Origin of the sequence: Micromonospora sp. NPDC047740 (assembly GCF_043204735.1) — a bacterium.
In the GTDB taxonomy this organism is placed as follows: Bacteria; Actinomycetota; Actinomycetes; order Mycobacteriales; family Micromonosporaceae; genus Micromonospora.
Genome location: NZ_JBIDCT010000009.1, coordinates 211688 through 224698, shown reverse-complemented (window position 1 = coordinate 224698; position 13011 = coordinate 211688). Strand labels below are relative to the sequence as shown.

15 protein-coding genes are annotated in these 13011 nt (G+C 71.9%); 10 read left to right on the top strand and 5 right to left on the bottom strand.

All coding sequences use genetic code 11. The annotated features are described in order from the left end of the window. The first annotated feature begins 10 nt into the window (after positions 1–10). The 4 genes from purF to amcA all read left to right on the top strand — a co-directional run bounded on the left by purF (position 11) and on the right by amcA (position 4206). Entirely contained in the window at positions 11–1558 is a 1548-nt protein-coding gene (gene purF / locus ACGF4F_RS18895) for an amidophosphoribosyltransferase (protein ID WP_357434593.1), read from the top strand. A gap of 61 nt (positions 1559–1619) precedes the next feature. Next, positions 1620–2774: a phosphoribosylformylglycinamidine cyclo-ligase gene (gene purM / locus ACGF4F_RS18890; protein WP_357434594.1), complete on the top strand. Its 1155-nt coding sequence runs from the start codon at positions 1620–1622 to the stop codon at positions 2772–2774. Between the two features lie 123 nt (positions 2775–2897). Further along, positions 2898–4001 carry a cyclophane-forming radical SAM peptide maturase AmcB gene (amcB, locus tag ACGF4F_RS18885; protein ID WP_393078954.1) on the top strand — a complete coding sequence of 368 codons (1104 nt, stop codon included), beginning with the start codon at positions 2898–2900 and terminating at the stop codon, positions 3999–4001. Further along, on the top strand, positions 3970–4206 hold the full coding sequence (gene amcA, locus ACGF4F_RS18880; RefSeq protein ID WP_073834996.1) for a multiple cyclophane-containing RiPP AmcA: 237 nt from the start codon (positions 3970–3972) through the stop codon (positions 4204–4206). Before amcB ends, amcA begins: the two co-directional genes overlap by 32 nt. A 147-nt stretch (positions 4207–4353) precedes the next feature. Here amcA and ACGF4F_RS18875 read toward each other — a convergent pair whose 3' ends face one another. Together ACGF4F_RS18875 and ACGF4F_RS18870 are read right to left on the bottom strand one after the other, a co-directional pair. After that, positions 4354–4569 (bottom strand): DUF3073 domain-containing protein, encoded by a 216-nt coding sequence (locus ACGF4F_RS18875; protein WP_073834995.1) that lies wholly within the window; start codon positions 4567–4569, stop codon positions 4354–4356. A 303-nt stretch (positions 4570–4872) separates the two neighbouring features. Next, positions 4873–5955, bottom strand: a complete 1083-nt coding sequence (locus tag ACGF4F_RS18870) for a Glu/Leu/Phe/Val dehydrogenase dimerization domain-containing protein (protein ID WP_357434595.1) — start codon at positions 5953–5955, stop codon at positions 4873–4875. 173 nt (positions 5956–6128) lie between these two features. Between ACGF4F_RS18870 and ACGF4F_RS18865 the strand changes: the two genes are divergently transcribed. Together ACGF4F_RS18865 and ACGF4F_RS18860 are read left to right on the top strand one after the other, a co-directional pair. Further along, positions 6129–6968 (top strand): hypothetical protein, encoded by an 840-nt coding sequence (locus tag ACGF4F_RS18865; RefSeq protein WP_357434596.1) that lies wholly within the window; start codon positions 6129–6131, stop codon positions 6966–6968. A gap of 253 nt (positions 6969–7221) precedes the next feature. Continuing rightward, positions 7222–7431 carry a BldC family transcriptional regulator gene (locus ACGF4F_RS18860; protein WP_007073996.1) on the top strand — a complete coding sequence of 70 codons (210 nt, stop codon included), beginning with the start codon at positions 7222–7224 and terminating at the stop codon, positions 7429–7431. 86 nt (positions 7432–7517) lie between these two features. Here the strand turns inward: ACGF4F_RS18860 and ACGF4F_RS18855 are convergent, their stop codons facing one another. After that, positions 7518–7898 carry a PPOX class F420-dependent oxidoreductase gene (locus tag ACGF4F_RS18855; RefSeq protein WP_357434597.1) on the bottom strand — a complete coding sequence of 127 codons (381 nt, stop codon included), beginning with the start codon at positions 7896–7898 and terminating at the stop codon, positions 7518–7520. Positions 7899–8012: 114 nt separating this feature from the next. Here ACGF4F_RS18855 and ACGF4F_RS18850 point away from each other — a divergent pair, with 114 nt between their 5' ends. Further along, the gene (locus ACGF4F_RS18850; protein WP_357434598.1) at positions 8013–8789 is read left to right on the top strand and encodes a methyltransferase domain-containing protein; all 777 of its coding nucleotides are present in this window, start codon (positions 8013–8015) and stop codon (positions 8787–8789) included. A 75-nt stretch (positions 8790–8864) separates the two neighbouring features. Here the strand turns inward: ACGF4F_RS18850 and ACGF4F_RS18845 are convergent, their stop codons facing one another. Beyond that, positions 8865–9152 carry a hypothetical protein gene (locus ACGF4F_RS18845; RefSeq protein WP_357434599.1) on the bottom strand — a complete coding sequence of 96 codons (288 nt, stop codon included), beginning with the start codon at positions 9150–9152 and terminating at the stop codon, positions 8865–8867. 166 nt (positions 9153–9318) lie between these two features. On the opposite strand from ACGF4F_RS18845, the gene ACGF4F_RS18840 reads away from it, so the two are divergent. Both ACGF4F_RS18840 and ACGF4F_RS18835 read left to right on the top strand, forming a co-directional pair. Then, a complete protein-coding gene (locus tag ACGF4F_RS18840; RefSeq protein ID WP_393078801.1) occupies positions 9319–10176 on the top strand; it encodes a 3-hydroxyacyl-CoA dehydrogenase family protein in 858 nt (285 codons plus the stop codon). 108 nt (positions 10177–10284) lie between these two features. Further along, a complete protein-coding gene (locus tag ACGF4F_RS18835) occupies positions 10285–11028 on the top strand; it encodes an enoyl-CoA hydratase/isomerase family protein (protein ID WP_357434601.1) in 744 nt (247 codons plus the stop codon). Between the two features lie 61 nt (positions 11029–11089). On the opposite strand, the gene ACGF4F_RS18830 is transcribed toward ACGF4F_RS18835, so the two are convergent. After that, positions 11090–12430: an ABC transporter substrate-binding protein gene (locus ACGF4F_RS18830; RefSeq protein WP_357434602.1), complete on the bottom strand. Its 1341-nt coding sequence runs from the start codon at positions 12428–12430 to the stop codon at positions 11090–11092. Between the two features lie 166 nt (positions 12431–12596). Between ACGF4F_RS18830 and ACGF4F_RS18825 the strand changes: the two genes are divergently transcribed. Further along, complete coding sequence (locus ACGF4F_RS18825; RefSeq protein WP_357434603.1) at positions 12597–12986, top strand: hypothetical protein; 390 nt, start codon at positions 12597–12599, stop codon at positions 12984–12986. The last annotated feature ends 25 nt before the right edge of the window (positions 12987–13011 follow it).

The window sequence follows — 13011 nt, the reverse complement described above, 5'->3', positions numbered from 1 at the left end:
GGAGCGGCAGGTGCCCCGAGGCGATGGCCGGCTGAGCCACGACCTTGACCCCCAGCGACCCGGCCCCCAGGACGCGTGTGGCGTCTTCGGTGTCTGGGCCCCGGGGGAGGAGGTCGCCAACCTGACCTACTTCGGGCTGTACGCCCTGCAGCACCGTGGCCAGGAGGCCGCGGGCATCGCGGTGAGCGACGGCTCCGGGGTGGTGGTCTACAAGGATCTTGGCCTGGTGGCCCAGGTGTTCGACGAGCCGACTCTGGCCAGCCTGCGTGGGCACGTCGCGATCGGCCACGCGCGTTACTCGACCACGGGTGGCTCGACCTGGGAAAATGCCCAGCCGACCATCCGGGCGACCAGTTCCGGCACCACGATCGCGCTGGCCCACAACGGCAATCTGGTCAACACCGCCGAGCTCCAGCGCGAGGCGGCCACGCGGGGCATGGACTCCGACGGCTCGACCAACGACACCTCGCTGGTCACCATGCTGCTGGCCAGCCGTCCTGATCTCTCCGTCGAGGCGGCCGCGCTGGAGGTGCTGCCCCAGCTGCGCGGCGCGTTCAGCTTCGTGTTCATGGACGAGTCGACCCTCTACGCGGCCCGCGACCCGCACGGGGTGCGCCCCCTGGTGCTCGGCCGGCTGGAGCGCGGCTGGGTGGTCGCCAGCGAGACCGCCGCGCTGGACATCGTCGGCGCCAGCGTGGTCCGCGAGGTCGAGCCCGGCGAGCTGATCGCCATCGACGAGGACGGGCTGCGATCCACGCGGTTCGCCGCCCCGGAGCCGAAGGGCTGCCTCTTCGAGTACGTGTACATCGCCCGCCCGGACGCCACCATCGCCGGGCGCAACGTGCACGCCGCGCGGGTGCAGATCGGCCGCCAGCTCGCCCGGGAGCACCCGGTCGAGGCCGACCTGGTGATCCCGGTGCCGGAGTCCGGCACCCCGGCCGCGATCGGCTACGCCGAGGAGTCCGGGATCACCTACGGCCAGGGCCTGATGAAGAACCCGTACGTCGGGCGCACCTTCATCCAGCCGTCGCAGACCCTGCGTCAGCTCGGCATCCGGCTCAAGCTGAACCCGCTGCGGGAGAACGTCCGGGGCAAGCGCCTGATCGTGGTGGACGACTCGATCGTCCGCGGCAACACCCAGCGGGCCATCGTGCGGATGCTGCGCGAGGCGGGCGCCCTGGAGGTCCACGTGCGGATCTCCTCCCCGCCGGTCAGCTGGCCCTGCTTCTACGGCATCGACTTCGCCACCCGGGCCGAGCTGCTGGCCAACGGGCTGGACAACGAGGGCATCCGGCGGTCGATCGGGGCGGACACGCTGGGTTATGTATCGCTGCCCGGCCTCATCGCCGCGACCGAGCAGCCGAAGACGCGGCTCTGCCGGGCGTGTTTCGATGGGGAGTACCCGATCGAACTGCCGGCCGGGCACCTGATCGGCAAGCACGTGCTCGAAGGCGTGGGCCGGCGGGTCACCGCCGAGGCGGCCCAGGCCACCGCTGACATCACCACTGCCGCACTCGGCGACAACCGCAAGCCGTCGGCCGCTACCCACCGCCCATAGCACCTCCGACGCGGTCCGCTCACCGCAACAGCGGCCCGCGAGAACCACAAAGGGGAGAACCGTGACGCACGTGTCCGAGCGCAGCGGCGCAGGAACCAGCCCGACGGGCGCCGGCGGCGACCGCCAGCCCTGGACGGCCGGCACGAGCCGTACGCCGCGCAAACGTTCGGTCTCCTACGCCGACGCCGGGGTGTCGATCGAGGCGGGCGACCGCGCGGTCGAGCTGCTGAAGTCCAAGGTCAAGCAGACCCGGCGCCCGGAGGTGCTGGGTGACCTGGGCGGCTTCGCCGGCCTGTTCCGGCTGGACACCAAGAAGTACAAGAACCCGATCCTCGCCTCCTCCACGGACGGGGTCGGCACCAAACTGGTGATCGCCCAGCAGCTCGACATCCACGACACGGTCGGCATCGACCTGGTCGCCATGGTGGTCGACGACCTGGTCGCCTGCGGCGCCGAGCCACTGTTCCTGCTCGACTACATCGCCACCGGTGAGGTCGTGCCGGACAAGGTCGCCGAGATCGGCGCGGGCATCGCCGACGGTTGCCGGTACGCGGGCTGCGCCCTGCTCGGCGGCGAGACCGCAGAGCACCCGGGCGTGCTGCGTCCCGACGAGTACGACATCTCCGCCACGGGTGTCGGCGTGGTGGAGGAGAGCGAGATCCTCAGCTCCGAGCGGGTCGAGGTGGGCGACGTCGTGATCGCGATGCGCTCCTCCGGCCTGCACTCCAACGGCTACTCGCTGGTCCGGCACGTGTTGCTCGGTGCCGGCCGGATGCGGCTGGACGTGGTGATCGAGGACTTCGGCCGGCAGCGCACCCTCGGCGAGGAGTTGCTCACCCCCACCAAGATCTACGCCCAGGACTGCCTCAAGCTGATCGCCGAGGCCGAGGTGCGGGCGTTCGCCCACGTCACCGGCGGCGGCATCCCGGGCAACCTGGTCCGGATCCTGCCGGAGCACGTCGACGCGGTGGTCAACCGCTCCACCTGGAAGCCCCAGCCGGTCTTCGACCTGATCCAGTCCAAGGGCCGGATCGAGGACCCGGAGATGGAGGCGACGTTCAACATGGGCGTCGGCATGTTCGCCATCGTCTCCGCCGAGGACGCCGACCGCGCGCTGGCCACCCTGACCGGCCGGGGCGTCGACGCCTGGCAGGCCGGCGAGATCATCGAGGGCTCCGGCAACGTGCAGATGATCGGGCAGCACACGCGCGGATGATCACGCTCTGGTGATCATCCGGGCACCTGATCGGGGGTTCACCCGAGTAGCCACCGCCGCCTAGCCTGAAGGGCACTTCGGGCTGACGGGGGAGGGTTGATGGCTGCTCGTACGCATCCCGGGATGCGCGGCATCGCCGCCGTCCCCTCGTACGTGGTGATGCAGCCGACCACGCTCTGCAATCTCGACTGCGCCTACTGCTACCTGCCGATGCGGGCGGCGGACCGGCGGATGCCGGTCGCGGTCGCCGAGGCGGTGGCGGCCGCGGTGAACCCGTGGGCGGCCGTCGGCCGCTTCTCCGTCGTCTGGCACGGCGGGGAGCCCCTCGCGGCCGGCCGGGAGCATCTGGCGGCCCTGCTGGCCCCGTTCCACCCGGAGGTGGAGCACCACGTCCAGACCAACGCCACGCTGATCGACGACGCCTGGTGCGCGTTCTTCGCCGAGCACGGCATCCGGGTCAGCGTGAGCGTGGACGGGCCGCGGGAGCGCAACGCCGAGCGGGTCACCCGGGGCGGCCGGCCGGCGTACGAGCGGATCCTGGCCGGCGTGGCCGCGCTGCGCCGGCACGGGTTGCCCTTCTCGGCCCTCGCCGTGGTGTCCCGGCCCGCGCCGGGCCTGGCCACCGAGCTGTACGACTACTTCCTCGACCTCGGCTGCGACGTGCTGGGCGTCAACATCGAGGAGACCGAGGGGGTCAACACCCGGAGCAACGCCCGGGACGCCGTCGCGGTGACCGGATTCTGGGCGGAGCTGGTCGGCGCCTGGCGCCGGGATCCCCGGATCCACCTGCGCGAGGTGGAGTGGACCCTGCGGTACGCCGGGGCCGTCCTGGCCGGCACGGCGGACGACCTGCTGCCCCGCCAGCTCGACCCGATCCCCACCGTCGCCCACGACGGTACGGTGGTGGTGCTCTCCCCCGAGCTGGCCGGCTTCACCGACGCTCGGTACGGGGACTTCAGCAGCGGCAACGTGCTGAGTACCCCGCTGGCCGAGATCCTCTCCGGTGCGGGGCGTACGCCCTGGGTCGGTGAGTTCCTCGCCGGCGTCGAGGCGTGCCGGTCGTCCTGCCCCTACTTCGGGTTCTGTGGCGGCGGCCACGCCGCCAACCGCTACTTCGAGCTGGGCCGTTTCGACGGTACGGAGACCGAGCACTGCCGCAACAGCAAGATCCGCCTACTGGAGGGAGTGTTGGAGCATGCCCGAGACCGCGAGTCGCCGGCAGCCTGAGCGCGTCGGGGAAGCCGCACCGGACCCAGTGGCGGACCGCGTGCGGGAAGCCGCCGTGGGATTGACCGCTCTGCTCCACGAGGCCGAGGCCGCGCGGCTGCTGCGAGCGGAGGTGTCGGGCGGTGACGGGGCCAGTGCGGTGTGCGCCTGGAACCACTTCGAGAACATCCCGACGTTCTACAACTGGAACAACCGGCCGCGCTGACGCCAGCCGTCCGCGATCAAGGACCTGCCGGTGCGCCCGGGCGCGGCCCGGTGCGGCAGGTCCCTGATCGTCGGTCGGTACGCCGGCTTCCGCTGAGCACATGCGTGAGCACGCGGGGGCTACCGCGTGCTCAGATGTGACCGGAGGTCAGCGGGTCGGACGGGCCCAGGTGTCCGGGTCGTCGTCCGCGTGGTCCTCGTCATCGTCGTCGACATACTCTTTGTAGTCGTCGTCGAAGTCGTGGTCCGACTTGCCGCTGCCGCCGAGTTCTCGCTGCAAGGCGGCGAGGTCGGTGTTCGGGGAGTGGTACTTCAACTCCCGGGCCACCTTTGTCTGCTTGGCCTTAGCACGGCCGCGCCCCATGGCTCGACCCCCTCGCACAGAATGCGGGGCAGCCCGAAGGCGGGCCCCGATGACGTCAGGCATCTCTCGTGGCTCATACGGTACATGGGGATGCCACCGTTCGGCACCTCGGGTTACCGCCAGCCGGCCCTGCGCGTCGCAGTGTTCCGGCCGTCACAAATTGTACCCGGTAAGGAGCGGGCACCGTGACTGGCCGTGACACTGGACAAACCGTCGCGAAGCTGCCTAATTTCCAGCTTAACGCCGGCAAGGTCAGCCCCGCACGCCGGGGGACGGAGCGGTGCCCCGCCCCCGGCGTGATGTTCACCGCAGGTGGATCGTCCGCAGCCGGCCGACCTCGGCCATCCGCCGCTCGGCGAGCCGGTCCGCAGCCACCGCCGGCGGGACGCCCTCGTCGTCGGCGAGCCGCAGGATCTCCCGGGTGGTGTCGTAGATCCGGGTCGCCCGCAGCTTCGCCCGCTCGAAGTTGAAGCCCTCGATCTCGTCGGCGACCTGGATCACTCCGCCGGCGTTTACCACGTAGTCGGGGGTGTAAAGGATGCCACGGTCGGCGAGGACCTTCTCGATGCCCGAGTGGGCGAGCTGGTTGTTCGCCGCGCCGGTGACCACCTTGGCCCGCAGCACCGACACTGTGTCGTCGTTCAGGGCGCCGCCCAGCGCGCACGGGGCGTACACGTCGATGTCGGAGGCGATCAGCGCGGCGGTGTCGTCGACCAGCTCGACCTGCGGGTGGGTGGTGCGCACCCACTCGAGGGCCTTCGGGTTGACGTCGGTCGCCACGACCTCGGCCCCGTCGCCCAGCAGGTGCCCGGTCAGGTACTTGCCGACCTTGCCCAGGCCGGCCACGCCGACCCGGCGCCCGGCCAGCGTCGGGGCACCCCAGACGTGCTCGGCGGCGGCCCGCATGCCCTGGAAGACACCCCAGGCGGTCAGGATGGAGGAGTCGCCGGCACCGCCGTGCTCCACGCTGCGTCCGGTGACGTACCGGGTCTCCCGGGCGATCACGTCCATGTCGGCGACGTAGGTGCCGACATCGCAGGCGGTGTAGTAGCGCCCGCCGAGGGACTCCACGAAGCGGCCGTACGCGCGCAGCAGCGCCTCGCTCTTGATCTGCTCCGGGTCGCCCCAGATGACGGCCTTGCCGCCACCGAGGTCGAGGCCGGCCAGGGCGTTCTTGTAGGCCATGCCGCGGGAGAGGTCGAGCACGTCGGCGAGGGCCTCCTCCTCGCTGGCGTACGGGTAGAACCGCGTGCCGCCGAGCGCGGGGCCGAGCGCGGTGGAGTAGATCCCGATGATCGCCTTGAGGCCGGACTGCGTGTCCTGGCAGAACACGACCTGTTCGTGGCCGGTGGATCCGGGGTCGTCGGTGCTGGCGAATACGCCCATTGCTGGCTCCTGTGTCGGTGTGCGTCCTTGTGGGGCGCGGACCTGGTGGCGTGCCGGCGGGATGCTGCCGGTGCTGCAGAGCCTAATATCGGCCGGAACCGTACTGTCGTGCACGTCACGGCCCCCCGTCACGCCGGCGACGCGGGGGTCCCGTCTCGTGGGAGGATCGCCCCGTGCCGTCGCTCTTCGCTTCTTACCTGCGGGTGTACGAGCCGCTGACCGCTTTCGACCGGGACCGCCAGTCGTTCTGGCGCCGGTACGTCAGCGAGGGCCGGGCGGTCGCTCCGTTGGAGGGCCCGGTCCGGCAGCGCACCGCGGTGATCGAGGCGCTCGGCGCGGGCTGGACCCGGCTGCCCGACCTGCCGGACGAGGCGTACGTGCTGGAGACCGACGACACGCTGCTGGTCTGCCCGTGGAACCTGCGGATCCGGGTGGCGGAGGCGGCGCTGAGCGCCCGAGACGGGGTGCCGTCGGTGCTGGCCGACGCGTTCGTCCCGCCCACCCTGGCCGGGCAGGCCAAGGCGGTGGTGGAGGACTGGCGCAGCGGGGCGCGGGTGCTGGAGCACGGGGTGCCCCGGGTGCACGAGCAGATCGCCACCTGGGGGGTGCCACTGCGCTGGTTCGTGCTCTTCGACCGGCAGGAACGGCAGTTGGTGACCGAGCCGGACCGGCGCGCGCTGCGCTACCGGACGGAGATCTCCAAGGCGCGCCGCCGGTCGTCCCGGGCGCTGTCGGTGCTGCGCAAGTCGGTCGGGGACGCCCCGATCACCGAGGCGGTCGAGGAGGCCGCCCGCTGGCTGGAGGAGTTCCACCCGCGCTCGGTGGTGGAGCTGGACTATGGGGGCCTGGTGCAGCTGCTGCCGGACGAGACGCTGGCCGCCGACGACTCGACCGAGCTGGTCGCGACCGGGCTGGCCGGGCTCTCCCGGGGCGAGGCGGAGGAGGCGTCGGCGGCGTACGACAAGCTGGTCGCCCGGTGGCGGGCGGTGCAGCTGCTGGAGCGCTGCAACTAGCCCGAATTGCCCGATAGAGACCTCTCGATGCGAGAGTGTCTCGTAGTTGACGCATCACGAACCGTGATCATGAGTCCTAATAAGGTACTGTCTGCGGCGTAAAAGTCGTAAAAATCGGGCATGGTTCATCCGTCCGTCTAGGGACCTTCAGCCGTTCGGCCCATGTCGGACATCGGGGACTAGCCGGACCATGGGAGACGCGTCGGCCGGCGGGACCCCGGCCGATGTCTATACATGTGGAGGAGTGACCCCGATGGCATCGCGAACGCATGAACCAGAGCCGCTACTCACACCGGCCGAGGTGGCGTCGATGTTCCGTGTCGACCCGAAGACGGTGACCCGGTGGGCCAAGGCTGGCAAGCTTAGCGCGATCCGGACCCTGGGCGGCCACCGCCGCTACCGCGAATCGGAGGTCCGGGCCCTGCTGCAGGGGCAGATTCCCCAGCAGCGCCAGGGGGACTGACCACCGGACTTTCTCAGGCGTTCCGATCAGGGGCGGCCGGACGTACGCGCGAGCGGCGATCCGCCGCCCTTAATCGTGTCCGAGGTTCACTCGTCCAGCACGACGCGCAGCCCCACCGTGCCGCGCTCGCCACGGCGCAGCCGGCTGCCCAGCAGGCTGAGCCGCCCGATCATGCGGTACTTGTGCTTCAGCAGTCCGCGGATCCGTTGGGTGCCGACCAGATCGCAGATCGCCGCGTGCCCCGGTAGCGCCTCGCCGTGCGGCCGGCCGCGGACGTCGCACGGTGCCACGGTCACCCGGCTGTCCCGGCGGATCCGCTTGACCTTGCCGGAGTCCGACGCCGTCCACACCGCCAGCGCGTCCCCGTCCCGCACCGCCCAGACCGGCGTCGCCACTCCCCGGCCGTCCTTGCGGAACGTCGTGAGCAGCACGTACTTCTCCGCCGCCAGGCGGTCCAGGTCGGTCACGCCGCCCAGGATACGGCCGCGACAGCCCGGCCGAGCCCGGATAGCGTGATCGCCGTGAGCGCGAGGAGCGAGCCGGGTCTGCGAGCCCCGCAGTCGCGAACAGAGACAGCGCCCGTGACCGGGGAACCCACGATCGGCGACGTGTTCGGCGAGATGATCCGCGACGCGTACGCGGTCGCCACCGGGGTCGGACCCCGGCCACTTGTCGGCGGGCGGCTGCCCCGACCGGTCATCGAGATCATCGAGCGGGACGACGGCCTGGTCAACGGCGCTCCCGCCGGGCACTACCTGGACCCGCCAGAGGCGTGGCAGCCGTACGACCACCGGGCCGTGGAGCGGGTGCGCGGGCACGCGCTGGACGTGGGCGTCGGTGGCGGCCGGATCGCCCTGCACCTGCAGCAGCGCGGGGTCCCGGTCACCGGGCTGGACACCTCGGCCGGAGCGTTGCGGGTCTGCCGCCACCGGGGCGTACGCGACCTGGTGCACGGCACGATCGACGAGCACGTCGCCGACGGCCGCCGGTATGACACATTCCTGCTGCTCGGGAACAACCTCGGGCTGATCGAGGGACGGGAGCGGGCACCCGGGTTCCTGGCCGCGCTCGCCGCGCTGGCCCGGCCCGGCGCCCAGGTCATCGCCCACGGCACCGACCCGTACGGCACCACCGACCCGGTGCACACGAGCTACCACGAGCGCAACCGGCGGCGGGGCCGGTTCGGCGGCCAGCTCCGGCTGCGGCTGCGCTACCGGCTGCTCGGCACCGAGTGGTTCGACTATCTGGTGTGCTCGGTCGACGAGCTGGCCGAGCTGGTCCACGGCTCGCCGTGGCGACTGGTCGACGTGGACGACCGGGACCATCCGTACTATCTGGCCACGCTGAAGCTGGCCTGAGCACAGGCCCCGAGGCCGGGAAGGGCCCCTGCGTCGCCGCCGCCGAGGCGTTGGCCAGGGGCCCCTCCGTCTCGCTCACACCTGGACGGTCGGGGAGTGCTGCTCCGGCGGGAGGCCACCGTCCCCGTCGACCACCTCGTCGGGGGTGCCGTCCTCGTCGAGGTCGACCATGGTGATGTCCACCTCGCCGTCACCGTCGGTGTCGAACTGGAACAGGTCGGCCTTCCCGTCGCCGTCGGTGTCCACCACCCACACGTCGGTCCGGCCGTCGTTGTTGGTGTCCGCGCGGAGCAGGTCCACCCGCTCGTCGCCGCGGGTCTCCACGGTCTCCGGGTTCTCCGCGTTCTCCGGTGCCTGGCTCATGTCGGTCCTTCCGTGTCGGCTTCGACGGCCGTCGTACCCGATCCGGCGCGCCCCCACGCACGTCGCCCGGGCCGGCCCTGCATAGGGTCGCACCCAGGAACGAGCGGAGCATGCGGGCCGGCGCGGCGGAGACCCCGCGCGCCGCCGCCCGCGGCGAGGGGACGTCATGAGTGGTCGTTTTGTGGTCGTCGGGGCCGGCACCATGGGCCTCGGCATCGCGTACGTGGCGGCCGGCGCCGGTTACGCGGTGGAGCTGGTCGAGGTGGATCCACCCCGCGGGGCGGCCGCCGTGCAGCGCCTCGGCGAGCTGTGGGAGCGCGGGGTGCAGCGCGGCAAGCTGACCGCCGAGGAGGCGACGGCGAACCGGGCGCGGGTCACCCTGCGGGCCGGGTTGGCCGAGGTCGCCGAGGGGCCCGACGTGATCGTCGAGGCGGTCCCGGAGCGGCTCGACCTCAAGCGGTCGGTGCTGCGGGAGGCCGAGGCGCGGCGTCCCGCCCTGCTCGGCAGCAACACGTCCAGCATCCCGATCGCCGACCTGGCCGACGGGCTGGACCGGCCGGCGAACTTCGTCGGGTTGCACTTCTTCAACCCGGTCTGGGCGATGGCGCTGCTGGAGATCGTGGTCGGCCCGGCCACCGCGCCGGGGACCACCGAGGCGGCCGTCGCGCTCGCCGGGCGGCTGGGCAAGGACCCCGTCGTCGTACGCGACATGCCCGGCTTCGCCACCTCCCGGCTCGGCGTCACCCTCGGGCTGGAGGCGATCCGGATGGTCGCGGACGGGGTGGCCAGCCCCGCGGACATCGACAAGGCGATGGTGCTCGGCTACCGGCACCCGGTCGGCCCGCTGGAGCTGACCGACCTGGTCGGGCTGGACGTCCGCCTCGATATCGCCCGCACCCTCCAGGCCGCGTACGGGGACCGGTTCGCGCCGCCGCCGCTGCTGGTGGAGATGGTGGCCGCCGGGAAGCTGGGCAAGAAGTCCGGCCAGGGCTTCTACACGTGGGAAGGCGGGGTCAAGCGGTGAGCGCGAGGAGTGAGCTTGCGAGCCCCGCAGTCGCGAAAGGAAGGTTGGCACCGTGAGCGCGAGGAGTGAGCTTGCGAGCCCCGCAGTCGCGAACGAAGGGTTGGCAGAGTGAGCGGGCTGCGGATCGAGGAGCTGCCGGACCGGCTGGTGGTGACGCTGGACCGGCCGGAGAAGCGCAACGCCATCGACGCCGACCTGATCGCCGAGTTGCACGCGGTCTGCGCCGAGCTGGAGGCGCGGCCCCGGCTGCTGCTGCTCACCGGCGGGGCGGAGGGCATCTTCGCCGGCGGGGCGGACATCGGCCAGCTCCGCGAGCGCGGCCGGCTGGACGCCCTGGCCGCCATCAACCAGGCCGCCTTCGCCCGGATCCGGGCGCTCCCGATGCCGACCGTGGCGGCCGTGGACGGCCCCGCGCTGGGTGGGGGCGCCGAGCTGGCGTACGCCTGCGACCTGCGGGTGTGCACGGCGCGCGCGGTGTTCGGCCAGCCCGAGGTGCGGTTGGGCATCCTGGCCGGCGCCGGCGCGACCTACCGCCTGCCGGCGCTGGTCGGGGAGGCCCGGGCCAAGGAGTTGCTCTTCACCGGCCGCCGGATGGACGCCGACGAGGCCCTGCGGATCGGGCTGGTCAACCGGGTGGTGGCCGAGCCGGCGGAGCTGCTGCCCACCGCGCACGGCCTGCTCGACGAGATCGCGAAGGGTTCGGCGCTGGCGCTGCGGCTCACCAAGCTGGCCGTGGACGCCCCGCCCGCCGCCCACCCGCAGCTCGACCTGCTCAGCCAGGCGGTGCTCTTCGAGGACGAGGAGAAGCACCGGCGGATGACCGAGTTCCTGGAGCGGCGCCGGTCCCGCTGACCGGTCCGGACATGCGACGAGGGCCGCACCGGGCGAACCGGTGCGGCCTTCGTCGTCGCGTTCAGTGCTGGATCGGTACTCCGGCATCGGCCAGCGAGGTGATCACGTGCAACGACTCGCCGAAGCCGATGATCAGCACGGCGTCCGCCCCGTAGTCCTTTATCTCCCTGGCGCCGGCCGAGAAGTCCACCTTCTGCCCGTCGGCCGGCAGCGGGTACGTGAGCAGCTTGACCTGGTCGCCGCCCAGACCGGCCCGCTCCAGCTCGGCGCGGACGTTCTCCTGCAGGCCCTCGCCGTAGGAGTCCTTGCGGGCCACGATGGCGACCTTGTGCGAGCCGTCCCGCATGATCACGTCGGCCAGGGCCCGGCCCTGGAGGATGTCCGACGGGGCGGTGCGGAAGTAGAGCCCCTTGTCGTCGATCGTGGTGAGCCCGGCGTCGGTGTTCGACGAGGAGAAGAGGATCCGGCCGGCGGCCACCACGTCGGGCAGCACGGCCCGGGAGATGCCGGACGCGGCCGCACCGATGATGACCTGGACGCCCTTCTGCACGTGCGACGCCACCGCCGCCTTCGCGACCTCGGGGTTGGTGCCGTCGTCGCCGTCGATCCACATCACCGGCTGGCCCAGCACGCCCTCGGCGGCGTTGATGTCCTTGATGGCGAGCGCCGCGCCGGCGGCCAGCGGCGGGTACGCCAGGGCCAGGTCACCGGTCTTCGGCAGCAGACCGCCGATGATCAGCGGCGTGTCCCCCTTGCCCGGCTTGCCGCGCTGCTTCTTCCCCGGCGGCGGGGCCTTGGTGCTCGCCCCGGACTCGTCACCGGCGCCCACGAACTCGGTCTTGCCGTCGTTGATCCGCTCGTGGTCGAAGTGCAGGGTGGCGTAGCTGGCGGTGGCCGGCTCGCCGGCGTCGGTGAACCCGGCCCGGGTCAGCGACACCCCGCGGTACTCGATGTCCTGGCCGGCGCGGGCGAGCCGCAGGCAGGTCGCCGGGTCCTCGCAGCGCTGGCCGCCATTGGTCACCCCGACGATCTGCTTGGCGATCTCCTCCGGCTGGGTGGTGCCGGCGAGCTGGGCGGCCAGCGCGCTGATCACCACCGCGTCGTACGTCTCGGCCGAGTAGAGGTAGTCGGTCAGCTTCGGGTCTACGGTCCGTAGTCGTTCCTTGAAGCTTTCCGGCAGTTGGGTGAGCGGAATTGTGCCCTTCATGCCGTTCAGAAGGCTCGCCCGGTCCTTCAGTTCGGCCGCGTACGAGTTCTGCATGTTGCCGTCGGTCCCGTAGAGGCGCACCTGGGTGGTGGTGTTCGCCTCCTCGGGCTGGTCGCTCCCGCAGGCGCTGGTGGCGAGCAGGAGCGCCGCGCAGGCCACGGAAATGGCCGCGCGCGACGCGCGTGATACGAGCATTGTCGTCCTTCCTCCGGCGAAGGTCCGCTGCGCACATTAGCGTGCCGGGGCGGCCGGCGGGACCGTGGAGGTGGCTCCGTCGGCAGCCCGACTGCGGATATCACGGACCGTGATGGCTGGGCCGTTTCGGGGTCACGGCTTGACCGTCGGTCCTACTGTTCGGCAGGTGACCGACGAAGCACAGCAGACGCTGGACGACGCGACCGCGGTGCTCCGCTCGGCACTGGCCGGTGACGGCGACGCGGTGGTGGGCACCTTCGATGCCGTGGTGGACCGCTCCGGGCTGGCCGGGGCGTACGGGGTGGCGTGGTGCCTGGCCGCCACGATGGTCGGTGACGACGCCCCGGCGGGCGGCTGCGCGCTCGACTTCCCCGGGATCGACCAGGCCGGCTACGACACCCGGTGGGTGGCCCGCTTCGTCAGCGCGTACGCCAACGACGACGCCGACACCGGCGAGGCGCTCTTCGGCGCCGCGGTCGCCGACGGGCTGCTGCCGGACTGCCTGCTCACCCTGGCCGGGTCGACGGTCGCCACGCTGCGCAGCCGGGCGGGCTGACCGCCGGGTCCACGGCTCAGGGCCG

Excerpts from the sequence above, each read along its gene's own strand:
- amcB (WP_393078954.1), top strand. The coding sequence starts at position 2,898 with ATGCGCGGCATCGCCGCCGTCCCCTCGTACGTGGTGATGCAGCCGACC.
- amcA (WP_073834996.1), top strand. The coding sequence starts at position 3,970 with ATGCCCGAGACCGCGAGTCGCCGGCAGCCTGAGCGCGTCGGGGAAGCC.
- ACGF4F_RS18875 (WP_073834995.1), bottom strand. The coding sequence starts at position 4,569 with ATGGGGCGCGGCCGTGCTAAGGCCAAGCAGACAAAGGTGGCCCGGGAG.
- ACGF4F_RS18870 (WP_357434595.1), bottom strand. The coding sequence starts at position 5,955 with ATGGGCGTATTCGCCAGCACCGACGACCCCGGATCCACCGGCCACGAA.
- ACGF4F_RS18860 (WP_007073996.1), top strand. The coding sequence starts at position 7,222 with ATGGCATCGCGAACGCATGAACCAGAGCCGCTACTCACACCGGCCGAG.
- ACGF4F_RS18845 (WP_357434599.1), bottom strand. The coding sequence starts at position 9,152 with ATGAGCCAGGCACCGGAGAACGCGGAGAACCCGGAGACCGTGGAGACC.
- ACGF4F_RS18840 (WP_393078801.1), top strand. The coding sequence starts at position 9,319 with ATGAGTGGTCGTTTTGTGGTCGTCGGGGCCGGCACCATGGGCCTCGGC.
- ACGF4F_RS18830 (WP_357434602.1), bottom strand. The coding sequence starts at position 12,430 with ATGCTCGTATCACGCGCGTCGCGCGCGGCCATTTCCGTGGCCTGCGCG.